This window comes from Streptomyces sp. NPDC088350 (assembly GCF_044753545.1).
Taxonomy (GTDB): Bacteria; Actinomycetota; Actinomycetes; order Streptomycetales; family Streptomycetaceae; genus Streptomyces.
In genome coordinates this window covers 166,609-192,873 of record NZ_JBIVNL010000011.1, presented here as the reverse complement: position 1 = coordinate 192,873, position 26,265 = coordinate 166,609, and the positions used below count along the sequence as shown (strand labels likewise).

24 protein-coding genes and 5 tRNA genes are annotated in these 26,265 nt (G+C 70.3%); 21 read left to right on the top strand and 8 right to left on the bottom strand.

The features are described from left to right. The first annotated feature begins 47 nt into the window (after positions 1-47). The 7 genes from ACIQBL_RS35100 (at position 48) to ACIQBL_RS35070 (ending at position 2,108) form a co-directional block, all read left to right on the top strand. The gene (locus ACIQBL_RS35100; protein WP_401949242.1) at positions 48-719 is read left to right on the top strand and encodes a DUF4241 domain-containing protein; all 672 of its coding nucleotides are present in this window, start codon (positions 48-50) and stop codon (positions 717-719) included. 40 nt (positions 720-759) lie between these two features. Then, positions 760-1,491 (top strand): HAD family hydrolase, encoded by a 732-nt coding sequence (locus ACIQBL_RS35095; RefSeq protein WP_401949240.1) that lies wholly within the window; start codon positions 760-762, stop codon positions 1,489-1,491. Between the two features lie 92 nt (positions 1,492-1,583). Then, positions 1,584-1,655, top strand: a tRNA-Gln gene (locus ACIQBL_RS35090). A gap of 37 nt (positions 1,656-1,692) precedes the next feature. Beyond that, a tRNA-Glu gene (locus ACIQBL_RS35085) sits at positions 1,693-1,765 on the top strand. Positions 1,766-1,827: 62 nt separating this feature from the next. Next, positions 1,828-1,900 (top strand) — tRNA-Glu (locus ACIQBL_RS35080). Between the two features lie 20 nt (positions 1,901-1,920). Continuing rightward, positions 1,921-1,992: transfer RNA gene (locus ACIQBL_RS35075), tRNA-Gln, on the top strand. 43 nt (positions 1,993-2,035) lie between these two features. Then, positions 2,036-2,108 (top strand) — tRNA-Glu (locus tag ACIQBL_RS35070). 50 nt (positions 2,109-2,158) lie between these two features. On the opposite strand, the gene ACIQBL_RS35065 is transcribed toward ACIQBL_RS35070, so the two are convergent. Continuing rightward, on the bottom strand, positions 2,159-2,803 hold the full coding sequence (locus ACIQBL_RS35065; RefSeq protein ID WP_401949237.1) for a MerR family transcriptional regulator: 645 nt from the start codon (positions 2,801-2,803) through the stop codon (positions 2,159-2,161). A gap of 79 nt (positions 2,804-2,882) precedes the next feature. On the opposite strand from ACIQBL_RS35065, the gene ACIQBL_RS35060 reads away from it, so the two are divergent. Further along, positions 2,883-3,395: a DUF4188 domain-containing protein gene (locus tag ACIQBL_RS35060; RefSeq protein ID WP_401949234.1), complete on the top strand. Its 513-nt coding sequence runs from the start codon at positions 2,883-2,885 to the stop codon at positions 3,393-3,395. A 240-nt stretch (positions 3,396-3,635) separates the two neighbouring features. Here the strand turns inward: ACIQBL_RS35060 and ndgR are convergent, their stop codons facing one another. Further along, positions 3,636-4,352 (bottom strand): IclR family transcriptional regulator NdgR, encoded by a 717-nt coding sequence (gene ndgR, locus ACIQBL_RS35055; protein WP_019068721.1) that lies wholly within the window; start codon positions 4,350-4,352, stop codon positions 3,636-3,638. A gap of 190 nt (positions 4,353-4,542) precedes the next feature. On the opposite strand from ndgR, the gene leuC reads away from it, so the two are divergent. From leuC to ACIQBL_RS35035, 4 genes are all read left to right on the top strand, one after another. After that, positions 4,543-5,967, top strand: a complete 1,425-nt coding sequence (leuC, locus tag ACIQBL_RS35050; protein ID WP_401949231.1) for a 3-isopropylmalate dehydratase large subunit — start codon at positions 4,543-4,545, stop codon at positions 5,965-5,967. Between the two features lie 5 nt (positions 5,968-5,972). Beyond that, a complete protein-coding gene (gene leuD / locus ACIQBL_RS35045) occupies positions 5,973-6,566 on the top strand; it encodes a 3-isopropylmalate dehydratase small subunit (protein ID WP_401949228.1) in 594 nt (197 codons plus the stop codon). A 275-nt stretch (positions 6,567-6,841) separates the two neighbouring features. Then, the gene (locus tag ACIQBL_RS35040; RefSeq protein WP_019068724.1) at positions 6,842-7,072 is read left to right on the top strand and encodes a hypothetical protein; all 231 of its coding nucleotides are present in this window, start codon (positions 6,842-6,844) and stop codon (positions 7,070-7,072) included. Between the two features lie 138 nt (positions 7,073-7,210). Continuing rightward, entirely contained in the window at positions 7,211-7,855 is a 645-nt protein-coding gene (locus tag ACIQBL_RS35035) for an HU family DNA-binding protein (protein ID WP_401949225.1), read from the top strand. 87 nt (positions 7,856-7,942) lie between these two features. Here ACIQBL_RS35035 and ACIQBL_RS35030 read toward each other — a convergent pair whose 3' ends face one another. Both ACIQBL_RS35030 and cofC read right to left on the bottom strand, forming a co-directional pair. After that, a complete protein-coding gene (locus ACIQBL_RS35030) occupies positions 7,943-8,146 on the bottom strand; it encodes a hypothetical protein (RefSeq protein ID WP_401949223.1) in 204 nt (67 codons plus the stop codon). Positions 8,147-8,172: 26 nt separating this feature from the next. Beyond that, positions 8,173-8,814: a 2-phospho-L-lactate guanylyltransferase gene (cofC, locus tag ACIQBL_RS35025; protein ID WP_401949220.1), complete on the bottom strand. Its 642-nt coding sequence runs from the start codon at positions 8,812-8,814 to the stop codon at positions 8,173-8,175. Between the two features lie 144 nt (positions 8,815-8,958). On the opposite strand from cofC, the gene ACIQBL_RS35020 reads away from it, so the two are divergent. The 3 genes from ACIQBL_RS35020 to ACIQBL_RS35010 all read left to right on the top strand — a co-directional run bounded on the left by ACIQBL_RS35020 (position 8,959) and on the right by ACIQBL_RS35010 (position 12,143). Next, the gene (locus tag ACIQBL_RS35020) at positions 8,959-9,768 is read left to right on the top strand and encodes a lysophospholipid acyltransferase family protein (RefSeq protein WP_401949217.1); all 810 of its coding nucleotides are present in this window, start codon (positions 8,959-8,961) and stop codon (positions 9,766-9,768) included. Continuing rightward, complete coding sequence (locus ACIQBL_RS35015; RefSeq protein ID WP_401949214.1) at positions 9,765-10,775, top strand: NAD(P)H-dependent glycerol-3-phosphate dehydrogenase; 1,011 nt, start codon at positions 9,765-9,767, stop codon at positions 10,773-10,775. The genes ACIQBL_RS35020 and ACIQBL_RS35015 overlap by 4 nt, the downstream gene beginning before the upstream one ends. A 210-nt stretch (positions 10,776-10,985) precedes the next feature. Further along, positions 10,986-12,143, top strand: coding sequence for a D-alanine--D-alanine ligase family protein (locus ACIQBL_RS35010; protein ID WP_401949212.1), 1,158 nt, complete (start codon positions 10,986-10,988; stop codon positions 12,141-12,143). Positions 12,144-12,174: 31 nt separating this feature from the next. Here the strand turns inward: ACIQBL_RS35010 and ACIQBL_RS35005 are convergent, their stop codons facing one another. Both ACIQBL_RS35005 and ACIQBL_RS35000 read right to left on the bottom strand, forming a co-directional pair. Then, a complete protein-coding gene (locus tag ACIQBL_RS35005; RefSeq protein ID WP_401949209.1) occupies positions 12,175-12,666 on the bottom strand; it encodes a DUF3515 domain-containing protein in 492 nt (163 codons plus the stop codon). A 20-nt stretch (positions 12,667-12,686) separates the two neighbouring features. Beyond that, the gene (locus ACIQBL_RS35000; protein ID WP_019068732.1) at positions 12,687-12,920 is read right to left on the bottom strand and encodes an Lrp/AsnC family transcriptional regulator; all 234 of its coding nucleotides are present in this window, start codon (positions 12,918-12,920) and stop codon (positions 12,687-12,689) included. A gap of 203 nt (positions 12,921-13,123) precedes the next feature. On the opposite strand from ACIQBL_RS35000, the gene ACIQBL_RS34995 reads away from it, so the two are divergent. From ACIQBL_RS34995 to ACIQBL_RS34985, 3 genes are all read left to right on the top strand, one after another. Further along, positions 13,124-14,089 carry a thiamine-phosphate kinase gene (locus tag ACIQBL_RS34995; RefSeq protein ID WP_043680430.1) on the top strand — a complete coding sequence of 322 codons (966 nt, stop codon included), beginning with the start codon at positions 13,124-13,126 and terminating at the stop codon, positions 14,087-14,089. Further along, positions 14,086-14,868, top strand: a complete 783-nt coding sequence (thiD, locus tag ACIQBL_RS34990; RefSeq protein ID WP_401949206.1) for a bifunctional hydroxymethylpyrimidine kinase/phosphomethylpyrimidine kinase — start codon at positions 14,086-14,088, stop codon at positions 14,866-14,868. Before ACIQBL_RS34995 ends, thiD begins: the two co-directional genes overlap by 4 nt. Before the next feature lie 256 nt (positions 14,869-15,124). Next, complete coding sequence (locus ACIQBL_RS34985; RefSeq protein ID WP_401949203.1) at positions 15,125-16,861, top strand: DAK2 domain-containing protein; 1,737 nt, start codon at positions 15,125-15,127, stop codon at positions 16,859-16,861. A gap of 4 nt (positions 16,862-16,865) precedes the next feature. On the opposite strand, the gene ACIQBL_RS34980 is transcribed toward ACIQBL_RS34985, so the two are convergent. Together ACIQBL_RS34980 and ACIQBL_RS34975 are read right to left on the bottom strand one after the other, a co-directional pair. Further along, complete coding sequence (locus ACIQBL_RS34980; RefSeq protein WP_401949200.1) at positions 16,866-19,820, bottom strand: tetratricopeptide repeat protein; 2,955 nt, start codon at positions 19,818-19,820, stop codon at positions 16,866-16,868. Then, positions 19,820-21,646, bottom strand: a complete 1,827-nt coding sequence (locus ACIQBL_RS34975; RefSeq protein ID WP_401949197.1) for an HSP90 family protein — start codon at positions 21,644-21,646, stop codon at positions 19,820-19,822. Before ACIQBL_RS34975 ends, ACIQBL_RS34980 begins: the two co-directional genes overlap by 1 nt. A 169-nt stretch (positions 21,647-21,815) precedes the next feature. On the opposite strand from ACIQBL_RS34975, the gene ACIQBL_RS34970 reads away from it, so the two are divergent. The 3 genes from ACIQBL_RS34970 to coaD all read left to right on the top strand — a co-directional run bounded on the left by ACIQBL_RS34970 (position 21,816) and on the right by coaD (position 26,237). Next, positions 21,816-25,037, top strand: coding sequence for a helicase-related protein (locus tag ACIQBL_RS34970; protein ID WP_401949195.1), 3,222 nt, complete (start codon positions 21,816-21,818; stop codon positions 25,035-25,037). 106 nt (positions 25,038-25,143) lie between these two features. Then, positions 25,144-25,731, top strand: a complete 588-nt coding sequence (rsmD, locus tag ACIQBL_RS34965) for a 16S rRNA (guanine(966)-N(2))-methyltransferase RsmD (RefSeq protein ID WP_401949192.1) — start codon at positions 25,144-25,146, stop codon at positions 25,729-25,731. Next, positions 25,728-26,237, top strand: coding sequence for a pantetheine-phosphate adenylyltransferase (gene coaD, locus ACIQBL_RS34960; protein WP_401949189.1), 510 nt, complete (start codon positions 25,728-25,730; stop codon positions 26,235-26,237). Before rsmD ends, coaD begins: the two co-directional genes overlap by 4 nt. The last annotated feature ends 28 nt before the right edge of the window (positions 26,238-26,265 follow it).

Genomic DNA, 26,265 nt, shown 5'->3' with positions numbered 1-26,265 from the left:
AGTTAGGGTTCCGGATCATTGAAGATCGTTCAGGAGAGGCGCCTTTCATGCCGATGACCGCACGTGACTACACCTGGCTGTTCACGCCCGGCAGCACGTTCACGGAGGAAGAGACCGGCACGGTCGGCGTGATCCACCTCGCGGACGGCGGCCAGCTCTGGCTGCCCACCGGCCAGGTGGTGGCCTGCGACCCCTTCGTCTGCCTGGGCGGCGGCGAGGCGGAACCCTTCACGGTCGCCGTGGCCCCCGGCCACTACCGGGTCGAGGCAGCCGTCGCCACCATCACCCACCGCGACGAACCCCCCTCCGACGACCCCCACCTGCGCGTAGCCGCCGCCCGCCTCGTCATACGGGACGAACCCACCACCACCTGGGAACTCGCCCTCCAACCCGGCCAGGACCTCACCGAACTCACCGAGGACGAGTTCTACGGCTACGGAGTCGACGCCGGCACGGGCTGCTTCTACGACGCCTCGGTGGACGGCTCCTTCCCCGAGTGCGAGGGCGACGAGGGCCCGCTCTGGGACGCCTTCGAGAAGGACGGCCACGCCCCGGGGCCGTATCTGGTCACGTCGCCCTCCACCGGCCACACCCTGGCGGCCTTCGGCTCGGGCTGGGGCGACGGCGCCTACCCCACCTGGATCGGCCGTACGGCGGCCGGCGAGGTCACCTGCTTCGTCACGGACTTCTTCGTCGCGCCCCTGTCCGACGACCTGTAAAGGGCAGACGCGTCCCGGGGCCCCGCGTTACCGTCGGATCATGAGCATTCGCGCCGTGGTCTGGGACGTCGACGACACCCTGTTCGACTACACCGGCGCGGACCGCGCGGCCATGTGCGCCCACCTGGCGGCCGAGGGGCTGCTCGACGGGCACGCGAGCGTGGCGGACGCCCTGGAGCGCTGGCGGGTGGCCACCGAGTTCCACTGGGCGCGCTTCTCGGCCGGCGAGGTCTCGTTCGAGGGACAGCGGCTGGACCGGGTCCGGCACTTCCTGGACCGGGAGCTGACCGACGCCGAGGCCGAGGACTGGTTCCGGCGCTACAAGGACCACTACGAGACGGCCTGGGCCCTCTTCCCGGACGTCCTGCCCGTCCTCGACACCCTCGCGGCCGGCTACCGGCACGCCGTCCTCTCCAACTCCAGCCTCACCGTCCAGGACCGCAAACTGCGCGCCCTCGGTGTCCACGACCGCTTCGAGGTCATCCTGTGCGCGGCCGAACTGGGCGTCTCCAAACCCGAGGCCGGCGCCTTCCTCGCGGCCTGCGAGGCGCTGGCGCTGCCCCCGCACGAGGTCGCGTATGTCGGGGATCATCCCGAGATCGACTGGCGGGGCGCGGCCGACGCCGGTCTGCTCTCCGTCTGGATCGACCGCCACGGCGGGCACACTCCCGGGGAGGCCCTGGTGGGGCGGCACCGGATCGTCTCGCTGGCCGAACTCCCCGCGCTCCTCGGCGCCGATACCCGTTTTGGAGCCCCGTCCACCTTCAGGTAATGTTGTTCCTGTCGCCGCCGGGGAACGGGCCGAAAGGCCGGGGACCGGAGGCGGCAACTAGAACAAGATCCCCGCAAGGGCTTGCGTTTTAGTGGCCTATGGTGTAATTGGCAACACTACGGTTTCTGGTACCGTCATTCTAGGTTCGAGTCCTGGTAGGCCAGCATCGCAGATGCTTCGAATTGCACGCAGTATCTGCACGCCCCCGTTGTGTAGCGGCCTAGCACGCTGCCCTCTCACGGCAGTAGCGCCGGTTCGAATCCGGTCGGGGGTACAGATCCTTCCCAGGAAGGTGGTCCGGGTCGCACCCGCCACCTCTCATGCAGGATCGCTAGGGCCCCCGTTGTGTAGCGGCCTAGCACGCTGCCCTCTCACGGCAGTAGCGCCGGTTCGAATCCGGTCGGGGGTACGCATTACCTTGAGTTACCTTGGTCTATGGTGTAATTGGCAACACTACGGTTTCTGGTACCGTCATTCTAGGTTCGAGTCCTGGTAGACCAGCTTTGATCTGCGGCTGTGTAGTTTTAAACGCCTGCATGATCAGGCCCCCGTTGTGTAGCGGCCTAGCACGCTGCCCTCTCACGGCAGTAGCGCCGGTTCGAATCCGGTCGGGGGTACATACAGGGAAGGCCCTCCACCTCGGTGGGGGGCCTTGTCCATGCCCGGCTCACTCGAAGCCGTAGCGCCGCGCCGACTCCTCCTCCTGCGCCAGCCGGTGCAGCGCCTGGAGCACCGGCTCGACGAAGATCGCGCCCGCGACCGCCGTCTCCACCTTCTCGGCCTCCGAGGGATGCGTCTCCACGAAGTCCAGGTCGAACACGGCCGCCTGGTGCATCAACTTGGCGTAGTTCACGACGAGTTCGGGCGGCCAGTCGTACCCGAGCCGGCGAAGTGCGGCCACCGCCACCACCAGTGAGCGGTAGGACGGCGAAATGGTCACCAGCGCCTGGGAGTTGGACCAGCCGAGCGTCTCCAAGAGCTTGTCGACCTCTTGGTGCGCGGCCCGGACGTGCTCGTCCTCCGCGTCCGGCTCGGGGACCTGCGGCAGGGCCCAAAGTGCCGCGCCCAGACGGATCGTACGGCCGAGGGAGTCGTCGTCGACATGGCCGAGCACCTCGCGGACCGTCGCCACCGGCAGCCGGCCGACCTGGACCATCGCGCGCACCAGCCGCAGCCGGCGCAGATGCTCCTCGTCGTACTCGGCGGTGGTCGCGTTGATCTGGCGGCCGGGGCTCAACAGCCCTTCGCGCAGGTAGTACTTGACCGTCGCGATGGACACACCGCTGCGCTCGCTCAACTCGGCCAGCCGCATGTCTTGCGTCCTTCCTCGGGTACCGGCACTATCCAAACACGGGTCATCGGATAGTGCTGGTACCCAACAAGGGGGAGTCATGTTCGCGAAGCCGGTCAACGGCCGTACCACCGCAGCCGCCGAGGGGGAGGTGGTGGTACTGCTCATCGGGATGCGGATCAACCGCTTCTGGGCCGTGCACCACTGGGTGCCGGTGTTCCTCGCGATGCCGCGCATGCTGCGGGAGTTGGGGAAGGATCCCGGTCGCGGACTGCTCGGGCACGTACTGCTGACGGCGTCCCCGCGGACGTACTACGTCGTCCAGTACTGGGAGTCCAGGGAGAAGCTCTACGCGTACGCGAGTTCGCCCGACATGTTCCACCACAAGGCGTGGGCGATCATCAACCGCAAGGAGAAGGCGGGGAAGGTGCGCGGACACGTCGGCCTGTGGCACGAGAGCTACGTCGTGCCCGAGGGGTCCTACGAGGCGATCTACGCCGACATGCCGGCCTTCGGCCTCGCGGCGGCGCACGGGCAGGTGTCGGTGGAGAAGCGGGGGAGGCGGGCGAAGGACCGGTTCGCGTACCGGTCGGAGAAGGTGACGTCCGACTAGGCGGGGCGAGTCGAGACGGCTGTGCTTCGGTCGCGCCCCTTCAGGGGCGCGGGGCTGTGTCGATATGTGGCTCCGCCACGTGGGCGCGACCAGCCACGACGGTGCGGCAGCGGAACGACGGCACATCGCGGCCCTGCGGCGGAGCCGCATATCGACACAGCCGGCGGAGCGTTCCGCCCCGGACATGACGAAGGGCCTGCCGCGGCGTTGAGGCAGGCCCTTCTGTGATGTTCCCCGGGGTCAGCCGGTGCGGCGCAGGGCCTCGGAGAGACGGGCGGCGGCGTCGATGACCGCCTGGGCGTGCATACGGCCCGGGTGGCGCGTCAGGCGCTCGATGGGGCCGGAGACGGACACCGCGGCCACCACGCGGTTCGAGGGGCCGCGTACGGGCGCGGAGACGGACGCGACGCCCGGCTCGCGCTCGCCGATGGACTGGGCCCAGCCCCGGCGCCGTACGCCCGAGAGGGCCGTGGCGGTGAAGCGGGCGCCCTGGAGGCCGCGGTGGAGGCGCTCCGGCTCCTCCCAGGCCATCAGGATCTGGGCCGAGGAGCCGGCTTTCATGGTGAGGGTCGAGCCGACCGGGACCGTGTCCCGAAGGCCGGACAGGCGTTCCGCCGCGGCGACGCAGATGCGCATGTCGCCCTGGCGGCGGTAGAGCTGCGCGCTCTCGCCCGTGATGTCCCGCAGATGCGTGAGCACCGGGCCCGCCGTGGCGAGCAGGCGGTCTTCGCCGGCCGCCGCGGCCAGCTCGGCGAGGCGGGGGCCGAGAATGAAACGGCCCTGCATGTCGCGCGCCACCATGCGGTGGTGTTCCAAAGCCACGGCCAGCCGGTGTGCCGTGGGTCGTGCCAGCCCGGTCGCCGCGACCAGACCCGCGAGGGTGGCCGGACCGGACTCCAGAGCGCCCAGGACAAGGGCTGCCTTGTCCAGGACGCCGACGCCGCTACTGTTGTCCATGAAACGATACTCGCGTCTCACTCTGTGAAACGCAAGTTCCTTTTTTCGTGAGACGCGCAACTCTTGTAGGCACAGCGGCCCGCGTACCAAACGGGCCAGGCGGCGGCTGCCCGTGAACCAGGGGTGCGAGCGCCGTCTCCTCAGGATCTCTAGTTGGGCCGGCGCTGTTTCGCCGGCCGGAGGGAAAGCGATGGGTAGGACACTCGCGGAGAAGGTCTGGGACGACCACGTCGTCCGGCGCGCCGAGGGCGAGCCCGACCTCCTCTTCATCGATCTGCACCTGCTGCACGAGGTGACCAGCCCGCAGGCCTTCGACGGTCTCCGCCAGGCCGGGCGTCCCGTGCGGCGCCTCGACCTCACCATCGCCACCGAGGATCACAACACCCCGACCCTCGACATCGACAAGCCCATCGCGGACCCGGTCTCCCGGGCCCAGCTGGAGACGCTGCGCAAGAACTGCGCCGACTTCGGCGTGCGCCTGCACTCCCTGGGCGATGTCGAGCAGGGTGTCGTCCACGTCGTAGGCCCGCAGCTGGGTCTGACCCAGCCCGGTACGACCGTCGTGTGCGGTGACTCCCACACCTCCACCCACGGTGCCTTCGGCGCGCTGGCGTTCGGCATCGGCACCTCCCAGGTGGAGCACGTGCTGGCCACCCAGACGCTGCCGCTGGCCCGCCCGAAGACCATGGCCATCACGGTCGACGGCGAACTGCCCGACGGCGTCACCGCCAAGGACCTGATCCTCGCCATCATCGCGAAGATCGGCACCGGCGGCGGCCAGGGCTACATCCTGGAATACCGCGGCTCGGCCATCGAGAAGCTCTCGATGGAGGCCCGCATGACCATCTGCAACATGTCGATCGAGGCCGGCGCCCGCGCGGGCATGATCGCCCCCGACGAGACCACCTTCGACTACATCAAGGGCCGCGCCCACGCACCCGAGGGCGAGGACTGGGACGCCGCCGTCGCGTACTGGAAGACCCTGAAGACCGACGAGGACGCGGAATTCGACGCCGAGGTCGTCATCGACGGTCCCTCGCTGGCGCCGTTCGTCACCTGGGGCACCAACCCCGGTCAGGGCGCGCCGCTTTCGGCGACCGTCCCCGACCCGGCTTCGTACGAAGACGCTTCGGAGCGCTTCGCCGCCGAAAAGGCCCTGGAGTACATGGGGTTGGAGGCCGGCCAGCCGCTGCGCGACATCAAGGTGGACACCGTCTTCGTAGGCTCGTGCACCAACGGCCGTATCGAGGACCTGCGTGCCGCCGCCGCGATCGTCGAGGGACGCAAAGTCGCCGACGGGGTACGGATGCTGGTCGTCCCGGGCTCCGCGCGGGTCGGTCTGCAGGCCGTCTCCGAGGGCCTGGACGTCGTGTTCAAGGAGGCCGGCGCCGAATGGCGGCACGCGGGCTGCTCGATGTGTCTGGGCATGAACCCGGACCAGTTGGCACCCGGTGAGCGCTCCGCGTCCACCTCCAACCGCAACTTCGAGGGCAGGCAGGGCAAGGGCGGCCGTACCCACCTGGTCTCGCCGCAGGTCGCCGCCGCGACCGCCGTGCTGGGCCATCTGGCCTCGCCCGCCGACCTGTCCGACGCCCCTGTGTCCGCTGGAGTCTGAGAGTCATGGAAGCATTCACCACGCACACCGGCCGGGCCGTCCCGCTGCGCCGCAGCAACGTGGACACCGACCAGATCATCCCCGCCCACTGGCTCAAGAAGGTGACCAGGGACGGCTTCGAGGACGGGCTGTTCGAGGCCTGGCGCAAGGACGAGAACTTCGTCCTCAACCGCCCCGAGCGCAAGGGCGCGACGGTCCTGGTGGCCGGCCCCGACTTCGGCACCGGCTCCTCCCGCGAGCACGCCGTGTGGGCGCTGCAGAACTACGGCTTCAAGGCCGTCGTCTCCTCCCGGTTCGCCGACATCTTCCGCGGCAACTCGCTCAAGAACGGCCTGCTCACGGTGGTTCTGGAGCAGAAGATCGTGGACGCGCTGCAGGATCTCACCGAGAAGGACCCGCAGGCCGAGGTCACGGTCGACCTGGAGGCCCGCGAGGTGCGCGCCGAGGGCATCACCGCGGCCTTCGAGCTCGACGAGAACGCCCGCTGGCGGCTGCTGAACGGCCTGGACGACATCTCCATCACCCTCCAGAACGAGGGCGACATCGCCACGTACGAGGCCAAGCGCCCCTCGTACAAGCCCCGGACGGTCCAGGTCTGACCCGAAGGACCTCACGAGGCCTTCCCCGGGTCGAGATTCGGCCACGCGACACCCCGTCTGTACCCCCGATCGCCACGATTGGGGGTACAGCCATGTCCGCACCCGAACGGCCCTGCGCGCCTGCAACGCTTTGCTCAACTTCCCATGTTAGACAGGGTGTTGACTGGGTAGGCGCAGCTTTGAGCCACGTCTGCCGCCGGGCTCCGGAAGGCTGTTTGAGGTGCCAGTTGCTACCCCCGCAGGCGACAACTCGCCCCAGATGGCACAATCTGTGCATGGAACACGACGGCCAACTCAAGCTCTATGCGGCAGTCGCGGACCAACTCAAGGAAGCGCACACAAGGGTGCGCGCACTGCAAGTCCCGGAGGGCGTACGGATGGCGCTGGCCCGGAAGCTGCTGGTCATTACGGCCGCGGCCAAGCACGATCTCGCCGACGCGACAAGGCGGCTGGACCGGTTCACGGCGGACCTCGACGCGGGTCGATTCCCGGAAGAGGAACGCTGAAACAAGTCCAGGACAGCCGAGTTCGTTGCGGCGCACGGGTGATTAGCCCGTTTCGTGTTTGATTTGCGGTATATATCTGCCTAACGTGCGAAAAAGCCGGAGCAGTTTCGTTCCGGCAATGTCTCCGAAGGGGAAGACGTGAACAAGGCGCAGCTCGTAGAAGCGATTGCGGACAAGGTCGGTGGCCGTCAGCAGGCCGCCGAGGCGGTCGACGCGGTTCTGGACGCCATCGTCCGTGCCGTCGTCAATGGGGACCGGGTTTCGGTCACCGGCTTCGGTTCGTTCGAGAAGGTCGACCGTCCGGCCCGTTACGCCCGCAACCCCCAGACGGGCGAGCGGGTTCGGGTCAAGAAGACCTCCGTGCCGCGCTTCCGCGCGGGCCAGGGTTTCAAGGACCTGGTGAGCGGCTCGAAGAAGCTCCCGCGTGGCGGCGAGGTCGCCGTCAAGAAGGCGCCCAAGGGCAGCCTGAGCGGCACGGCTTCGGCGACGGTCAAGAAGGCCGCGGCGAAGAAGACGGTCGCCAAGAAGGCCACGGCCGCCGCGAAGAAGACCGTGGCGAAGAAGACGGTCGCCAAGAAGACCACGGCCACCGCCAAGAAGACCACGGCCAAGAAGGCGACCGCCAAGAAGACCACGGCGACGGCCAAGAAGACGGCGGCCAAGAAGGCCACCGGCACCGCCAAGAAGGCCCCGGCCAAGAAGGCGACGGCCAAGAAGGCCCCCGCCAAGAAGTCGACGGCGCGCAAGACCACCACCGCCAAGAAGGCCACCGCCACCCGCTAGTCGGCGGAACGCAGGGCACTCACGCGCCGGGCCGGACTCCCGCTGGGAGTCCGGCCCGCGGCGTGTTCACGGCCCGTAGGCGGGTGTTCAGAAGGTCTGCAGCGTCACCAGCGTGACCCTGAGTCCGTCCCTCGGCCCCTCGGTCTCGATCCGCACCCGCTGTCCCGGCCGCAGCAGCCGCAGCCCGCCCGCGTCGAACGCGGCGGAGCCGAAGGACACCGGGGTGCCGTCGTCGAGCAGCACACTTCCGGTACGGGTCCCGGCGTCGTAGGTGTAAGCGGTCGCCTGCATGGCCGCAGCCTACTGCCCGCCCCTGCCTATGGCTGGCCCGGAATCAGCAGCCCCGCCGCCGCTGCCGCGGTGCGCGGCCCCACTCCCAGGGCCAGCGCCGCCCGCAGGTCCTCGCCGGTGTCCACGTCCTGGCGTACGGAATCCACCGCGTCCAGGGTGAGTTCGCTCGCCCCCGAAGCGCGATGGCGGGCGCGGGAATCCGTGCCGAATGCCGGGCGCAATTCGCGGCCCTCTCGCGCGGTGAGCAAGGTGGTGCCGATTGCGGCCGCGTCCGGGAGAAAAGCGCGCGGGAATTCCGCCGCGGCATCCAGGACACGGGCCAATTCCGCGGGGCGCAGCGCCGGCAGATCGGCGTTCAGGGCCGCGACCGCGCTTTCGGGTCGGGAAACCCGTACGACCGCCGCCGCGTGCCGCAGAGCGGCGTTCAGGCCGTCTCCCGGCTCGTCGGCGACGATACGGGCGCCCAGCGCGGCGAGTTCGCGGCCGGCCAGGGCGTCGTCCGTGACGACCGCCACATCGCGGACCGCCCGGCAGGCCAGCACGGCCGCCACGGTGTCCTGGGCGAAGGCGAGGGCGAGGCCCGGACGCAGGCCGTCGTCCGCGGTGTCCGAGAGCCTGCTCTTGGCTCGCGCCAGAGACTTCAGGGGTATGACCAAGGTCCACTGCACGAGCGTTCCGTCCCTCTCTTGTCGCGGCCATTGTCACCCGGCACCCCTGGCGGTGTCGGTGGCGGGGCGTACGGTGTTCTCGACAGACCGACGGCCTCGGGCGACACTTGTGCGGCCCCCCAGGCCCTAGAGGAAGGTGTTCGCGTGCCCCGCCGCAGAATCGGGTTCTGGTACCGCTTCGCAGCGGTCCTCTGCAAACCGCCGTTGGTGGTTCTGATCAAGCGGGACTGGCGTGGAATGGAGCACATTCCGGCCGAGGGCGGATTTATCACCGCGGTGAACCACAATTCGCACGTGGACCCCTTCGCGTACGCTCACTTTCAGTACAACACCGGGCGCGTTCCGCGATTCCTGGCGAAGAGCGGGCTTTTCCGGAAGGGATTCGTCGGCGCCGCGATGCGCGGCACCGGACAGATCCCCGTCTACCGCGAGACCACCGACGCGCTGAGCGCCTTCCGCGCCGCGATCGACGCCGTGGAGCGCGGTGAGTGCGTCGCCTTCTATCCCGAGGGCACCATCACCCGGGACCCCGACCAGTGGCCGATGACCGCCAAGACCGGTGCCGCGCGCGTGGCCCTGCAGACCAAGTGCCCGGTGATTCCCGTAGCGCAGTGGGGCGCCAACGAGTTGCTCCCTCCGTACGCCAAGAAGCTGCACGTCTTTCCGCGCAAGACCAGCCATGTGCTCGCGGGCCCGCCGGTGGACCTCACGCGCTTCTACGGCAAGGACATGAGCCCGGACCTCCTCAAGGAGGCGACCGAGGTCATCATGGCCGACATCACCCGCCTGTTGGAGCAGATCCGCGGCGCGAAGGCACCCGAGACGCCCTACGACCCGCGCCGCGAGCGGATCGAGCAGCGGCGGCGGACAGCCGCGGAAACCCAGGAGTCGGAGGCGCGGGCCGAGTCGGCGACCGAGCCGAAGGTCGAGCAGGAAGAGGGGCAGGGCACGTGAGCAAGCCGGTCAAGGCGGCTGTCTTCAGCGCCGGTTCGTGGGGCACGGCCTTCGGCATGGTGCTCGCCGACGCGGGGTGCGAGGTCACCCTGTGGGGGCGCCGCGCGGAAGTCGTGGAAGCCATCAACTCCACGCGTACGAACCCCGATTACTTCCCCGGCGTCGAACTCCCGGAGAACCTGCGGGCCACCACCGACCCCGCCGAGGCCGCCGCCCACGCCGACTTCACCGTCCTGTCGGTCCCTTCGCAGACGCTGCGCGCCAACTTGGCCGAATGGGCACCCCTGTTGGCGCCCGACACGGTCCTCGTCTCGCTCATGAAGGGCGTCGAACTCGGCTCCGTCATGCGGATGAGCGAGGTCATCGAAGACGTCGCCAAGGTCGGCCAGGACCGTATCGCCGTGGTCTCCGGGCCCAACCTCGCACGCGAGATCGCCTCCCGGATGCCGGCCGCCGCGGTGGTCGCCTGCACCGACGAGGCCGTGGCCCGCCGGCTCCAGTCCGCCTGCCACACGCCGTACTTCAGGCCGTACACCATCACCGACGTCGTGGGCTGCGAGCTCGGCGGCGCGGTGAAGAACGTGATCGGGCTCGCCGTCGGCATCGCGGACGGCATGGGGCTCGGAGACAACGCGAAGGGGTCGCTCATCACGCGCGGTCTCGTCGAGACGACCCGGCTCGGTATCGCGATGGGCGCGGATCCGCTCACGTTCTCCGGGCTCGCGGGTCTGGGTGACCTGGTGGCGACCTGTTCCTCGCCGTTGTCGCGCAACCACACCTTCGGTACGAACCTCGGCAAGGGCATGACCCTCCAGGAGACGATCGCGGTCACCAAGCAGACCGCGGAGGGTGTCAAGTCCTGTGAGTCCGTGCTGGACTTGGCCCGACGGCACGAGGTCGACATGCCGATCACCGAGACGGTGTTCGAGATCGTGCACGAGGGGAAGTCGCCGGTGGTCGCGGTGAAGGAGCTGATGTCGCGCAGCGCGAAGCCCGAGCGACGGTGAGCAACGCGAGTCAACGGACGCGGAACGCTCCGCTGGGTGAGGGGTCGCATGGCGTCGTCGGGTGGCTGCGGCGCCGTCGTGGCTTGTCGCGCTCACGCGGCGGTAGCCGCATATCGATACAGCCCCGCGCCCCTTTGGGGCGCTGATCGAACCGCCGCCCGTCAACGGACGCTGACTCAAGCCACGACCACCGGGTACTCTCATCGCGATATGAGCACCGAGAACCTCTCCCAGAACCCTGAGCAGCCGCCTCGCAAGCCGCGTGTGGCCGTCGTGTTCGGCGGTCGCAGCTCTGAACACGGGATCTCCGTGGTCACCGCCGGCGCCGTCCTCGGGGCCATCGACCGGACCAAGTACGACGTCCTGCCGATCGGCATCACCCGCGAAGGCCGCTGGGCCCTCACCGCCGACGCACCGGAACGCATGGCGATCACCGACCGCCGCACCCCGGACGTCGACCAGCTCACCGAGTCGAGCGAGGGCGGAGTGGTGCTCCCGCTCGACCCCGGGAACCGCGAAGTCGTCGTCAGCGAACCGGGATCCGTGCCCAAGGCCCTCGGCGAGGTCGACGTCGTCTTCCCCGTCCTGCACGGCCCCTACGGCGAGGACGGCACCCTTCAGGGACTCCTGGAGCTGTCCGGTGTCCCGTACGTGGGCGCGGGTGTGCTCGCCTCGGCCGTCGGCCAGGACAAGGAGTACATGAAGCGGGTGTTCACCTCGTTCGGTCTCAAGGTCGGCCCCTACGTGGTGATCCGGCCCCGCGAGTGGGAGCGGGAGGAGTCCGCCGCCCGCAAGAAGATCGTCGACTTCGCGGGTGAGCACGGCTGGCCGCTGTTCGTGAAGCCCGCGCGCGCGGGTTCGTCGATCGGCATCACCAAGGTCGACGACCTCGCCGGACTCGACGAGGCGATCGCGGAGGCGCAGCGGCACGACCCGAAGATCCTCGTGGAGGCCGGGCTGCGCGGACGCGAGATCGAGTGCGGGGTGCTGGAGTTCGAGGACGGGCCGCGCGCGAGCGTGCCTTCCGAGATTCCGCCGCCGGACGCGCACGCGTACTACGACTTCGAGGCGAAGTACATCGACTCGACCCCCGGCATCGTGCCCGCCCCGCTGACCCCGGAGGAGACCGCCGAGGTCCAGAAGCTCGCCGTGGACGCCTTCGAGGCGGCCTCCTGCGAGGGACTCGTGCGCGCGGACTTCTTCCTCACCGAGGACGGCGAGTTCGTCATCAACGAGATCAACACCATGCCCGGCATGACACCGATCTCGATGTACCCGCAGATGTGGCAGGCGAGCGGGGTGAGCTACCCCGAGCTGGTGGAACTCCTGATCCAGGCGGCGCTGCGCCGGTCCACGGGACTGCGCTGAACCGGTCGGTCCAGTTGGACCAGCGGTCGGTCTAGTCGGCGATCCCTTCGGGGATCGCCTTCTTGACGGCCTTCGCCAGGTCGACCAGGGGCGCCAGTCCGTCTCCGGTGCGGTCCTTCGGGATGGTCACCTCGACGTACGCCTTCCGCAGCGTCGTGGTGAACCGGAAGGAGCCGTCGTCCTGCTTCTGCAGCAGCCAGCCGACCCCGTTCACCTCGACGCCGTCGGCCTCCGGGTCGTTCATCTTCGCGGGTCTCACGACACCGCAGCGCAGTATGATCGCCGGGTTCCCCCAGCCCGCGGTCAGCGCGGACGCGGGCTCGGGATCCCGGCGGCCCTGGCCGTCGACGTGGGACGGCAGCACCTTGTCCAGATTCCGGCACAGCCCGGTGACCTTCGCGCCCGGCGAGGGAACCGCCGCCGACACGCTGTCGTCTGCTGAGGAGCAGCCCGCGACGGTGACCAGCAGGGCGAGCACGGACAGCCCTAGGACAGAACGGTGCCGGGGACGGAGAGAGTTCACCGGCCAAGGGTAGACGGGGGCTACAGATGCACCACCGGGCAGGTCAGGGTGCGGGTGATGCCGTCCACTTGCTGGACCTTGGCGACCACCATGCGGCCGAGGTCGTCGACCGTGTCGGCCTGGGCCCGCACGATCACGTCGTACGGTCCTGTCACGTCCTCGGCCTGGATCACTCCAGGAATCTTGCTGATCGTATCGGCGACGGTCGACGCCTTGCCGACCTCCGTCTGGATCAGGATGTACGCCTGTACCACGGAACCTCCAGGGCGGCCACGAGGATCATGTGGGGAAAAGGAACGCCACGGTATCGCGTCGCCGCTCGCCGCGGGGAGACCCGCGGCGGCCCGGGCCCCCGTGCCGGGACGTGGGCACGACTGAAGTCGACGGTCACCTCGACCGTACCGAGCACACCGACGGCTCGCGACCGGGCGCTGCCGTCACGAGAAGAGGACGAACGATGAAGGGCACCGTCGGTGAGTTGGGGGAGTTCGGGCTCATCAGGGAGCTCACTTCCCGGCTCACCACCACTCCCGCGGTCCGGGTCGGCCCCGGCGACGACGCCGCGGTCGTCGCCGCGCCCGACCGCAGGGTCGTGGCGAGCACCGACATCCTGCTGGAGGGGCGGCACTTCCGCCGCGACTGGTCCACCGCCTACGACGTCGGGCGCAAGGCCGCCGCGCAGAACCTCGCGGACATCGCCGCCATGGGCGCCGTACCGACCGCGCTGCTCCTCGGCCTCGTCGTACCGGCCGAACTCCCGGTCACCTGGCCCATGGAGCTGATGGACGGCCTGCGCGACGAGTGCCAGGTCGCGGGTGCCTCGGTGGTCGGCGGCGATGTCGTACGGGGCGACACGATCATGGTGTCGATCACCGCGCTCGGCGATCTGCGGGGCCGCGAGCCGGTCACCCGGGGCGGCGCGCAGCCCGGTGACGTGGTCGCCGTGACGGGCTGGCTGGGCTGGTCGGCGGCCGGGTTCGCGGTGCTGTCGCGGGGTTTCCGCTCGCCGCGCGCGTTCGTGGAGGCGCACCGGCGCCCCGAGCCGCCGTATCACGCGGGACCGGCGGCGGCCGGGCTCGGCGCGACCTCGATGTGCGACGTCAGCGACGGGCTGATCGCCGACCTCGGGCACATCGCGGAGGCCAGCAAGGTCCGGATCGACATCCGATCGGGCGCGATCGACATCCCCACGCAGATGAACGACATCGGGCAGGCCGTCGGCGTCGACCCCATCCAGTGGGTGCTCACCGGGGGAGAGGACCACGCGATCGTGGCGACCTTCGCGCCGGACGTGAAGCTGCCGGCCCGCTGGAAGGTCATCGGCGAGGTCCTCAACCCCTCCGCGCTGCCCCAGGTGACGGTGGACGGGGCGCCGTGGACCAGCAAGGGCGGCTGGGACCACTTCGGGGACATCGAGTCGTGAAGCCCAACGTCCTCACGGTGGCCGGCTCCGACTCCGGTGGAGGGGCGGGAATCCAGGCCGACTTGAAGACGATGCTCGCGCTCGGCGTGCACGGCATGAGCGTCGTCACGGCGGTCACCGCGCAGAACTCCCTCGGGGTGCAAGGGGCTTGGGAACTTCCGGCGGAGGCGGTGCGCGCCCAGTACCGCAGCGTCGTCGACGACATCGGCGTCCAGGCGGTGAAGACCGGGATGCTCGCTTCGGCCGAACTCGTCGGGGCCGTCGCGGAGTTGCTCGGCGGGACGGACGCGCCGGTCGTCGTCGACCCGGTGGGCGTCTCGAAGCACGGGGACTCGCTGCTGGCGGCCTCCGCGCTGGACGCCGTACGGACGAAGCTGTTGCCGGTGGCGACCGTGGCGACGCCGAACCTCGACGAGGTGGCTCAGCTGACCGGTGTACGGGTCGAGTCGGAGGAGCAGCTGCGGGAGGCCGCGTCGGCTGTGCTCGCGTACGGGCCGCGCTGGGCGTTGGTCAAGGGCGGTCATCTGCCCGGCGACGCCGTGGACCTGCTGACCGACGGCTCCGAGGAGCACTGGCTGCGCGCACCCCGGTACGACAACCGGCACACCCACGGCACGGGCTGCACCCTCGCCTCGGCGATCGCCGCGCATCTCGCCCTGGGGCGGTCGGTGCCGGAGGCGGTGACGGCGGCGAAGGCGTATGTCACGGGGGCGATCGCGGCGGGGTTCGCGCTGGGCGGCGGGATCGGCCCTGTGGATCACGGGTGGGCGTTGCGCTAGCAGTACGTCAGCGCGAGATGTCGTTGCCGAAGCCCGGTCCCCTGCCGCAGACGTCGCAATCGAGATCGTAAGATCTGAGTGGTGCTGCCAGTGGGGATGGCCCGATCGGGACCGGGCAACCGGAGCAGGATACAAGGGCTGCGCCAGTACAACGAAACTACCATGCCTGGTCGGGGGCCCACTCCGGCCCTCCTCGGGCAGGGGCCGCCCCGGGGTCTACGCTGCGTTCCCAGTCCAGCAGCTCAAGGAGGCGCAGGTGCCGCAGGTGCCGCAGACATTCTTCGATGCTCTCGCGGTGCGTACCTGGTGCGGTCTCGCGCTGCGGGCGCTGGGGCGTGCGCGCGAGGAGATCGACGCGATCAACGTGTATCCCGTGGCCGACGGGGACACCGGTACCAACCTGTACCTGACCATGGAGTCCGCCGTCGCCGCGGTCGAGGCGGTGTTCGACGGACACGGCACCCTGACCGAGCAGAAGCCGCCGCTGGCCGACGCCGCCCGCGCGATGGCCCACGGAGCGCTCATAGGGGCGCGCGGCAACTCCGGGACGATCCTCGCGCAGCTGCTGCGGGGCATGGCCCAGGTGCTCGCCGCCGACGGCGAGACGGCTCACACGGACGGAGAAGGGCTGCGGCTCGCCCTGCGGCGCGCGGCCGACTCCGCCCGGCACGCGGTGGCCCACCCGGTCGAGGGCACGGTCCTCTCGGTCGCCTCGGCGGCTGCCGACGCGGCCGGCGACACCGAGGGCGACTGCGGGACCGTCGCACGGGCCGCCTACGACGGGGCGTGCGCGGCGCTGGCCGCGACCCCGGGGCAACTGGCCGTCCTGGAGCGCGCGGGAGTCGTCGACGCGGGCGGGCGGGGGCTGGTGGCGGTGCTGGCCGCGCTGGTGGAGACGTTCACACGGGAGGCGCCGGTCTTCGGGGGGCACGCACGCGTGGCCGCTGATGTGACGCACGCACGCATGGAGGCCGTTCTGGCTTCCGGTGCCCCTGAAGTCCCGTCCGGTGTTCCCGATGCCGCCGACGTCACCGTCTGCGAGGACGGTCCGGAAGCACTCCAGGACGGCGGCCCCGCCTTCGAGGTGATCTACCTCCTGGAGGCCGACGACTCGGCCGTGACACGGCTGCGGGACCGACTCGACGCCCTCGGCGACTCGCTCGTCGTGGTCGGCGGCGACGGCCTGTGGAACGTCCACGTGCATGTCGACGACGCCGGCGCCGCCGTGGAGGCGGGCGTCGAGGCGGGACGGCCGTACCGCATCCGGATCACCCACTTCGGGCTCGGTGACGTCCACACCACCGGTGCCGAACGGCCGCCCCGGGAACGCGCGCAGCGGGCCGTCGTCGCCGTGGTTCCCGGCGAGGGTCTGGCGGGGCTCTACGGCGAGGCGGGCGCGACCACCGTGCTCGCGCGCCCCGGGGAGCCGCCCGCCAGCGGGGAGTTGGTCGCGGCCGTGCGGCGGGCACACGCGCGTGAGGTCGTGCTGCTGCCCAACGACGCGGACCTGCGCCACACCGCCGCCGCTGCCGCCGAGCAGGCCCGCGCCGAGGGCATCCGGGTCGCGCTGATCCCGACGCGGTCCGCGGTGCAGGGGATCGCGGCGCTCGCCGTGCACGAGCCGGAGCGCCGCTTCGACGAGGACGTCGTCTCGATGACCTCGGCGGCGGGCGCGACCCGCTACGCCGAGGTCGCCGTCGCGGAACGCCAGTCCTGGACCATGGCCGGCATCTGCCAGGCCGGGGACGTCCTGGGCCTCGTCGACGGCGACGTGGCCGTGATCGGCGTCGATGTCACGGCCACCGCCCGGTCCGTCCTCGACCGCATGCTCGCGGCCGGCGGCGAACTCGTCACGTTCGTCCTCGGCGACGACGCCCCGGCGAGCGTCGCCGACATCCTGGAGGCGCACGTCCGGGAGTCGTACCTCGCCGTCGACACGGTGGTGTACCGCGGCGGCCGGCAGGGCGCCTTGTTGCTCATCGGCGTGGAGTAGACCCCTACTCGCCCGTCTGCTCCTCCATGAGTTGGAGGAGCTGCTCCGCCTCGGCGCGACGGGCCCGTACCGTCTCGTCGCCGTCGTCGGCACCCTCGTAGGCCTTCAGCACGCCACGCGCGCGTGCCGCCGCGTCGGCGGGACGGCTGAGGCCGGCCTCCAGCCAGCCCGCGGCGAGTTCGGCGCTGGTGCGGGTGTGCACCGCGCCCTCCCCGAGGGCGGCGAAGACGGTGACCGCTTCCGAGGTCTGCGTCAGGGCGTCCTCGAACGCGGCCCGGATCGCGGTGTCCTCGGCCTCCTCGGCGACGGAACGCGCCAGTAGCTCGCCGAACTGGCGGTGGGTGTGGGCGAGTTCACCGGTGAGCCGCTGCCGTGCCTCCTCGTCGTCCGTCACGAGCAGCGCGGCCTCGCACTCCTCGATCGCGGCCGACATCAACTCCCGCGCGCCGTCCAGGCCCCGGTCCTCCTGGTCCGCGCGCAGCGCCAGCCACGCGCGGGCGCGCAGCGAGCGGACGAGCCCGTGCACGTTCCCCAGGGTCCGCCACAGGTCACCCGCGCGCGCGTACGCCCGGTCCGCCTCGGCGTGCAGCTCCGCGTGCCCCAGCGACTCGGCCGCGAGGTGCGCGAGCGTCGCGTGGTCGTTCTGCTCGGGCCAGTGCCGGGCGATCTCGGCGGCCTGCAACCGCCGCTCGGCAGCCGCCCGGTGCTCGCCCAGCTCGCTCAGACAGTCCCCGAGCCACCACTGCGCCTGTACGACCGCGCCGTCGCCGTGCGTCGCGGCGCTCAGGTCGGGCAGCGCCGACTCCAGCACCTCCGCGGCCTCGGCCCACCGGCCCTGGCGCAGCAGGAAGCCGCCGAGCTGGTGGCGTGCCCAGGCACCCAGTGTCGGGCCCTCGCCCGCCTCGTCGGACCAGTGCGCGGCCTCCAGGGCGTGTTCCGCGGCCTCCTCGGACCGCCCCCGGCCGCCGAGCACCTCGGCGAGCTGAAGATGCAGCTGCGCCTTCCCTGGAGCCTCCAGATACGGCCCACCGTGCTCCAGGGCCGCCCGCAGCGCCCGCTCCGCCTCCGCGATGTCCCCGAGGTGATGGGCGAGCCCGGCCAGCCGGGCCTCGTACTCCACCGCGAACCACGGCAGCCCCGCGCCCACGAAGGCCGTCGTCGCCTTCGAGAACAGCCGTACGGCCGTCTCCACGTCCCCGCCCCGCACCGCCAGCTCGGCCAGCATCGCCTGCCCCTCGGCACCCCGCGCGGCCAGCCGGACGTCGGCCGTGCCACCCTGGAGGGGCTGCCCCTCGACCAGGGCGAGCACCTCACGGACGGCGGCTTCGGCGGCGGCCAGGACCGCGCTGCTGGGGGAGTCGCCCGAGGGGTCCTCCTGCACACCCCGCATCAGGATGCGGGCCCGGCTCATCAGCACGGCCGCCGTCTGCCGTACGCCCGTGGCGTCCTCGGAGTACAGGGCGAGCACCCCGTCGTACGGCCCGGAGATCGCCGCGAGGGCCTCGTCGACCTCGCCCGTGAGAGCGCGTACGTACGCTCCACGCGCGCGTGCCGCCAACGCCTCCCCGGGGTCGCCCGCCTCCGCGTACAGCTCGGCGGCGCGCTCGAAGAGGGCGATGCCCTCGGGGCCCTGGTCCATCGCCTGGTGGTCGGCGATCTCGGCGCGGTCGAGGGCGGCCAGCTCCACGCCCTCGGCGGCCCGGGCGACCGTCAACCAGGCCTCCACGGCGTGCGGTTGGAGCGTGTCCGACAGCCGCCGCGCCTCCGTGAGGAGTTCGGAGAGGTCCTTCTTCGGAGCGGGCTCAGGTGCGGTACTCGGCGGCACCGGTGCCGTGGTCGGCCGGCCCGCCGAACGCACTCCCAGGGGGAGGCGTTCCACCAGGGGTTGCTGGTCCATACGCGCGCGTGCCCGGTCCCCGACGTACGTCGTGCCGTTCCGCTCGTCGAAGCGGGCGGCCAGCGCGAGGGTCTCCGCGCGCGCGTGGACGGCGAGTTCGCGTGCCGTCCAGGCACGGCCGGCCGGGCCCGGCACCCGCTGGTCGCCGAGCCCCAGCTCGGTCAGGCGGTTCATCAGCAGCGTCACCACGGACAGGAAGTCCAGCCCGCTGCTCGGGTTCCCGGAGTCCGTGAAGTACGCCGGACGCTCCGCGAGCAGCTCCAGACCGCGCGCCTCGTTGCCGCTCAGGGCGCAGAACTCCACATGGTCCGCGTACGCGCCCCGCATGCTCTCCATGGGTCGTACGAGACGGAAGCCCCGCAGGTGATGGGCGCGCGCCTCGTCGGGCCGCCCCAGACGCAGCAGGGGCGCCAGGGAGGAGGCGAGGACGGTGTGCGGCTCGTGGGCGCAGGTGAACTCGCCCTCCAGGACCGGCCCCCACAGGGTGAGGGCCTCGGCGTCCCGCTCCCGCCGCACCTGCCACTCGCCCTGGCTGTGCAGTTCGCACGCGTGGCAGTCGGCCATGGTGTCCCGGTCGGCGGCCAGCCACGCGGCGTACGCCCGCTCGGCCCGCGCCAGGTCCCCGATGTGCGAGGCGACGCTGAACTCGGCGCTGCGGACGGCCCGTTCGGAGTGCCCGGCCAGCCGGTAGCGGTGCTCCATCTCGCCGAGCCACTTCTCGATCGAGGCGAGCGGGATGTGCGGCTGGCCGAGCATGCCGGACGACATCCACTTGAAGACCCAGTGCAGCGAGTGGACCTCGTACTCGTCGAAGTCCTCGGGCTTCTCGTCCCACATGCGCAGCAGGCGCGCGAAGGGGACGAACATCTTCGCCTTCTCGGAGCTGTAGTTGTAGACCTTCAGCTGGTGTCCGAGCGCCTCGATCACCGCGAGGGGGATGTCCAGCTTCTCGGCCTCGGCGAGCAGGTGCTCCGCGCGCGCGTTGCGGGCCGGTCCCTCCGGCTCCTCGGAGTTCTCCGCCATCGCCCGGCGCAGCGCGTCGATGTCCGTGATCCCTGTCATCAGTGGTCGCCCTCCCCGTGTGTGGCCCACTCCAGGAGGCCGATGAACGCCCGGTTCAGCAGTGCTGAGTCGGCGGGGCGCAGTGGTCGCTGCGCCATCAGGAGCGCCTGCCCGTACAGGGACTCCGTGGCCGTCCCGATCAGGTCCCGGTCCCTGAGTGAACTGATGCGCCGGATCAGCGGGTTGAGATGGTTGAGCACGAGACGCGCGCGGGGAGCGCTGCCCCGCAGTGAACCGAGGATGCCCGCCCACAGGTCGTCGGCCTGCTCCTCGGCCTCCGCGCGGGCCTGCTCGTGCCGGGCCGAGCGGTCGTCCAGGTGCAGCGCGGGCACCGACAGCGGATGGAAGGCCCGCAGCACGACATCGCAGCCCAGGGGGTCCAGTCTGGCCCGCGCGGCGGCCAGGAAGTCCGCCAGCGCCAGTTCCTCGGCCGGGTCGACCGAGTCCAGGTGCGCGGTCACGGTGTCCGAGTCCAGCTCGGCGACCACCGTCCCCGGGCGCACCGACGGCAGCGCCTCGACCAGCTCGCCGTCGTAGGTGTAACCGCCGTTGACCACCCCGATGCCCTGCGCGGACGCGATCGGGGCGACCTGCCGGTACTCCTCGACGGTCCGCGTGAAGTGGACCACCGGGTGGCGCTGCGCGAACTCCTCCAGGGAGACCCGTCCGTCGGTCGTCTCGAAGGGGAGCCACGGCAGCATCGTGCGCAGCATCTCCTTGTCGTGCCGCGCCAGGGACTTCACCCCCAGGTGGTGCACCGACAGGAACGCGGCCAGCCGCTCCGGATCGCCCGCCGCCAGCCCGGTCAGCCAGGAGCGAATCCTTTCCCCGAGCGCCTCCCGTACGGCGGCCAGCGTCTCGTCCTCGTACAGCGACTCGCGCGAGGCCGTGGGCCGCAGGCTGTCCGTGTCCAGCACACAGCGCACGAAGAACGCCCAGTCGGGCAGCAGCTGTTCGGCCCGCTCGGTCAGCAGCATGCCCTTGAGATGCACCCGGTGCGTCGCCCGCTGCGCCGGACTGACGGCGCTCGGAAGGACGTAGGCCACCCCCCGGATCCCGGCGAGCGGGACGGACAGCTCGATCGAGTCCAGCGGCGTGAACCCGAACAGCTCGTGACAGTGCCGGGCCAGCGCCACCCTGCGGGTGCTGGGACTCGGGTACGAACGGTCCCAGGGCGCGGGCAGATCGGTGATCGCCTCACCGTCCACCCGCACGTCGTACGGCAGCAGCGCCCCGAAGTCCCGCGCCAGCGCGAGGACGCGCTCCTTGGTGAGCCACTCGCCGGCCCCGGCACGCGCCACCAGGTGCACGGTGGTGCCCGGTTCGGGGTGCTCGGTGGCGGGCAGCGTCCGCACGGTGTACGACCCGTCGTCGGTCGCCGTCCACTCCACGGGCGGCGCGTCCGGCGTACGGGCGCTGCGGCTGACGACCCGGATCCGCTCGGCGACCACGAAACAGGCGAGCAGCCCGATGCCGAACTGGCCCAGGAACTCGGAGCGGACCTCCTGGAGCCCCTCGGCACGCTTGGAGCTACGGCCGATCGTCGCCAGCAGGTTGTGCACGTCCGCCTCGGTGAGCCCGACGCCGGAGTCCTCGACGCGCAGGGTGCCGCCCTCGGCGTACAACCGCACCAGGGCAGGGCAGTCGGGCTGCTCGGCCCGGCGGGCGGTGATCGCGTCCACCGCGTTCTGCAGCAGCTCGCGCAGATAGACCTTGGGGCTGGAGTAGAGGTGATGGGAGAGCAGGTCCACCAGACCGCGCAGGTCGACCTGGAACGTATGAGGTGGCTCTGATGCCTGGGATGACTGTGAGGTCTGGGAGTCCATCGTCGCAGCGCCGAGGTGGGGGAAGGTGCGAACGGCGCGGGGGTCGGGCGGTCCCTGTGAGGCGGTGACCGCGGGGGATGGCCGGAGCGCGCCATCCTAGAGCCCGAACGACCCGCCTGACCAGGGGTTTCGCAAGACGTATACGGCATTGTCAGTGGCGTGGTGTGCAATGGATCTCGTGCCCGCACTGGAAGAACCACTCAAAAAGGTGCTCGGCCCCGCCACCGCGAAGGTGATGGCCGAGCATCTCGGCCTGCACACCGTGGGCGACCTCCTGCACCACTACCCGCGCCGGTACGAGGAGCGTGGCCAGCTCACGCACCTCGCCGAGCTGCCGATGGACGAGCACGTCACCGTGGTCGCCCAGGTCGCCGACGCCCGTCTGCACACCTTCGCGTCCAGCAAGGCCCCCCGGGGCAAGGGCCAGCGTCTCGAAGTCACGATCACGGACGGCAGCGGCCGGCTCCAACTCGTCTTCTTCGGCTCAGGAGTTCACAAACCCCACAAGGAACTCCTGCCGGGCACACGCGCGATGTTCGCCGGCAAGGTCTCCGTCTTCAACCGCCGTCTGCAACTCGCCCACCCGGCATACGAGTTGCTCAAGGGTGACACCGAGGAAACGGTGGAGACCTGGGCGGGCAGCCTGATCCCCCTCTACCCCGCCACCGCCAAACTGGAGTCCTGGAAGATCGGCAAGGCCCTCCAGACGGTCCTGCCCAGCGCCCAGGAGGCCGTCGACCCCCTCCCGGACTCCCTCCGCGAGGGCCGCGGCCTTGTCTCCCTCCCCGAAGCCCTTCTCAAGATCCACCGCCCCCACACCAAGGCGGACATCGCCGCCGCCCGCGACCGCCTCAAGTGGGACGAGGCCTTCGTCCTCCAGGTCGCCCTCGCCCGCCGCCGCCACACCGACGCCCAACTCCCGGCCGTAGCCCGCAAACCGTCCCCCGACGGCCTCCTCACCGCCTTCGACGACCGCCTCCCGTTCACCCTCACGGACGGCCAGGTGAAGGTCTCCAGGGAGATCTTCGACGACCTGGCTACGGAGCATCCGATGCATCGGTTGTTGCAGGGGGAGGTCGGATCGGGGAAGGCCCAGCCCCTCGATTCCCTCGTGCTCACGCCCGCCGGGTTCCGCCGTATGGGCGATCTGAAGGTGGGGGACGAGGTTGTCGTGCCGGACGGGGAGATCGCATTGATCGACGGGGTTTTCCCCCAGGGAGAGCGCGAGGTCTGGCGCTTGCTCCTGTCCGACGGGAGCCATGTGGAGTGCGACGACGAGCACCTTTGGATCGTCGGTACGAGCTGCGGGTGGCACCGAGGACAGGCTCCCGAAGTCATGACGACTCGGGAGATCCGTCTGGACACGTTCAAGGCCAACGGATCCTCGAAGTGGTATCTCCCAGCAGCTGCCCCGGTCGATCTCGGAGGCGACTGCGGACTGCCTCTCGATCCCTACCTGTTCGGTGTCCTTCTGGGAGGCGGCTCGTTCCGGCACGATCTGCGGTTGTCCACGATGGACGACGAGATTCGTGACGCCGTGGCGACAGCTGTGGCCCCGGAGTGCCAAGTGGTCCCGGTGAAGGGAACCCGTTGTGACTTCACCATTCAGCTTGCCCAACGGGCCGGAGGCGTCCGTAACCCCGTGATCCAGACCCTGCGGGGGCTGAATCTCTGGGGCGTCACATCGCACGGCAAGTTCGTTCCCGACGCGTTCAAGAACACATCGATCAAGAACCGCCTTGCTCTGCTGCAAGGGCTGATGGACACGGATGGCACCGTCGACGCAGACGGCTTCAGCATCTCCTTCTGTTCTGCCTCGCTCGCATTGGCAAACGATGTTGCCTGGCTGGTGCGTTCACTCGGCGGTCGAGCGCGTGTCCTGCCGAAGAAGGCGTCCCTCAACGTCTCCGTGGCACTGCCCGATGACTACGGACCGTTCAGGCTCGCCCGCAAGGCCGAACGCGTAAGGACCAGGCCGAAATACAACACGTTCCGCCGCGGAATCCGAGCAGTCGAGTACGTCGGACGCAAGCCCGTCCAGTGCATCAGCGTCGCGCACCCAAGCCACGCCTACGTCACCGACAACTTCACAGTGACCCACAACACGATGGTCGCCCTCCGCGCCATGCTCGCCGTGGTCGACGCCGGCGGCCAGGCCGCGATGCTCGCGCCCACCGAAGTGCTCGCCCAGCAGCATCACCGCTCCATCACCGAGATGATGGGGGAGCTGGCCGAGGGCGGGATGCTGGGCGGGGCCGAGCGGGCCACCAAGGTCACGCTCCTCACCGGCTCCATGGGGACCGCCGCCCGCCGCCAGGCCCTCCTCGATCTCGTCACCGGCGAGGCCGGGATCGTGATCGGCACGCACGCGTTGATCGAGGACAAGGTCCAGTTCCACGACCTGGGCCTGGTCGTGGTCGACGAACAGCACCGCTTCGGCGTGGAGCAACGCGACGCCCTGCGCGGCAAGGGCAAGCAGCCCCCGCACCTCCTCGTCATGACCGCCACCCCCATCCCGCGCACGGTCGCCATGACGGTCTTCGGCGACCTGGAGACCTCCGTCCTCGACCAGCTCCCGGCCGGCCGCTCACCGATCGCCAGCCACGTGGTCCCCGCCGCCGACAAGCCCCATTTCCTGGCCCGCGCCTGGGAACGAGTGCGCGAAGAGGCGGGCAACGGCCACCAGGCCTACGTCGTCTGCCCCCGCATCGGCGACGAGGAGGACGACCCCAAGAAGGCCGGCAAGAAGAAGTCCCCCGAGGACGAGGCCGAGAAGCGCCCACCGCTCGCCGTCCTCGACATCGCGGCCCAACTCGCCAAGGGCCCCCTCCAGGGACTCAGGATCGAGGTCCTGCACGGCCGTATGCACCCCGACGACAAGGACGCCGTGATGCGCCGTTTCGCCGCCGGGGACACCGACGTCCTGGTCGCCACCACGGTCATCGAGGTCGGCGTCAACGTGCCCAACGCCACCGCCATGGTGATCATGGACGCCGACCGCTTCGGCGTCTCCCAACTCCACCAGCTGCGCGGCCGAGTGGGCCGAGGCTCCGCGCCCGGCCTCTGCCTCCTGGTCTCCGAGATGCCCGAGGCCAGCCCCGCCCGCCAACGCCTCAACGCCGTCGCCTCCACGCTGGACGGCTTCGAACTCTCCCGTATCGACCTGGAGCAGCGGAGGGAGGGCGACGTGCTGGGCCAGGCCCAGTCCGGTGCGCGCACTTCCCTGCGGGTGCTGTCGGTCATCGAGGACGAGGAGGTCATCGCGGAGGCGAGGGAGGAGGCGACGAAGGTGGTGGAGGCCGATCCCGAGCTGACGGGGCTGCCTGGCCTCCGTACGGCCTTGGACGCCCTCCTGGACGAGGAAAGGGAGCAGTACTTGGAAAAGGGCTAGCGGTGATGCCCTAGGGGCGCGGGGCTGTACTCCATATGCGGCTACCGCCGCGTGAGCGCGACCAGCCACACTGATACCTGAACACGCCCACAAGCAAGGACCCCACATGACCCGCGTGATCGCCGGCGCAGCCGGCGGACGTCGACTCGCCGTCCCGCCCGGCACCGGAACCCGCCCCACCTCCGACCGCGCACGCGAGGGCCTCTTCTCCACCTGGCAGTCCCTCCTGGGCGCCCCCCTGAGCGGCGAAAGAGTCCTGGACCTGTACGCCGGTTCCGGAGCCGTAGGCCTGGAGGCCCTCTCCCGCGGCGCGAGCCACACCCTCCTCGTCGAGGCCGACGCGAAGGCCGCCCGTGTCATCCGGGAGAACGTCAAAGCCGTCGGCCTCCCCGGTGCCGAGGTCAGGGCGGGCAAAGCCGAACAGATCGTCCAGACGCCGGCGCCGACAGACCCGTACGACATCGTCTTCCTGGACCCGCCGTACGTTGTCCCAGATCACGATCTTCGGGAGATTCTCCTCACACTCCGGTCCGGGGGCTGGCTCGCGCCGGACGCTCTCGTCACCGTGGAGCGCAGCACCAGGGGCGGCGAATTCGGGTGGCCGGACGGTTTCGAGGGGATCCGGGCCCGTCGTTACGGCGAGGGGACCTTTTGGTACGGTCGCGCCGCCTCTACGTGCGAAGACGCACGATGACCGGACCGGAGAGCGAGGGAACCCAGTTGCGCCGCGCCGTTTGTCCGGGGTCGTTCGACCCCATCACCAATGGACACCTCGACATCATCGCCCGTGCCTCCAGGCTGTACGACGTGGTGCACGTCGTCGTGATGATCAACCAGTCGAAGAAGGGCATGTTCACCGTCGACGAGCGGATCGAGCTGATCCGCGAGGCCACCGCGGAGTTCGGCAACATCCAGGTCGAGGCCTACCACGGCCTGCTCGTCGACTTCTGCAAGCAGCGCGACATCCCCGCCATCGTCAAGGGCCTGCGCGCGGTGAGTGACTTCGACTACGAACTCCAGATGGCCCAGATGAACAACGGACTGTCGGGCGTCGAAACCCTGTTCATCCCGACCAGCCCCACCTACAGCTTCCTGTCGTCCTCGCTGGTCAAGGAGGTCGCGCAGTGGGGCGGTGACATCTCCCACCTGGTGCCGGCGGTCGTCCTGGAAGCGCTCCAGGAGCGGCTCGGCAAGGCCTGAGGGACTGACAGTGCGTCACCCGGTGTCG

Excerpts from the sequence above, each read along its gene's own strand:
- ACIQBL_RS35030 (WP_401949223.1), bottom strand. The coding sequence starts at position 8,146 with ATGCAGGCGACCGCTTACACCTACGACGCCGGGACCCGTACCGGAAGT.
- ACIQBL_RS35065 (WP_401949237.1), bottom strand. The coding sequence starts at position 2,803 with ATGCGGCTGGCCGAGTTGAGCGAGCGCAGCGGTGTGTCCATCGCGACG.
- ACIQBL_RS34980 (WP_401949200.1), bottom strand. The coding sequence starts at position 19,820 with ATGACAGGGATCACGGACATCGACGCGCTGCGCCGGGCGATGGCGGAG.
- ACIQBL_RS34975 (WP_401949197.1), bottom strand. The coding sequence starts at position 21,646 with ATGGACTCCCAGACCTCACAGTCATCCCAGGCATCAGAGCCACCTCAT.
- ndgR (WP_019068721.1), bottom strand. The coding sequence starts at position 4,352 with ATGGACAACAGTAGCGGCGTCGGCGTCCTGGACAAGGCAGCCCTTGTC.
- leuC (WP_401949231.1), top strand. The coding sequence starts at position 4,543 with ATGGGTAGGACACTCGCGGAGAAGGTCTGGGACGACCACGTCGTCCGG.
- rsmD (WP_401949192.1), top strand. The coding sequence starts at position 25,144 with ATGACCCGCGTGATCGCCGGCGCAGCCGGCGGACGTCGACTCGCCGTC.
- ACIQBL_RS35100 (WP_401949242.1), top strand. The coding sequence starts at position 48 with ATGCCGATGACCGCACGTGACTACACCTGGCTGTTCACGCCCGGCAGC.
- ACIQBL_RS35010 (WP_401949212.1), top strand. The coding sequence starts at position 10,986 with ATGAGCACCGAGAACCTCTCCCAGAACCCTGAGCAGCCGCCTCGCAAG.
- ACIQBL_RS35040 (WP_019068724.1), top strand. The coding sequence starts at position 6,842 with ATGGAACACGACGGCCAACTCAAGCTCTATGCGGCAGTCGCGGACCAA.
- leuD (WP_401949228.1), top strand. The coding sequence starts at position 5,973 with ATGGAAGCATTCACCACGCACACCGGCCGGGCCGTCCCGCTGCGCCGC.
- ACIQBL_RS34995 (WP_043680430.1), top strand. The coding sequence starts at position 13,124 with ATGAAGGGCACCGTCGGTGAGTTGGGGGAGTTCGGGCTCATCAGGGAG.
- ACIQBL_RS34970 (WP_401949195.1), top strand. The coding sequence starts at position 21,816 with ATGGATCTCGTGCCCGCACTGGAAGAACCACTCAAAAAGGTGCTCGGC.
- coaD (WP_401949189.1), top strand. The coding sequence starts at position 25,728 with ATGACCGGACCGGAGAGCGAGGGAACCCAGTTGCGCCGCGCCGTTTGT.
- ACIQBL_RS35060 (WP_401949234.1), top strand. The coding sequence starts at position 2,883 with ATGTTCGCGAAGCCGGTCAACGGCCGTACCACCGCAGCCGCCGAGGGG.
- ACIQBL_RS35095 (WP_401949240.1), top strand. The coding sequence starts at position 760 with ATGAGCATTCGCGCCGTGGTCTGGGACGTCGACGACACCCTGTTCGAC.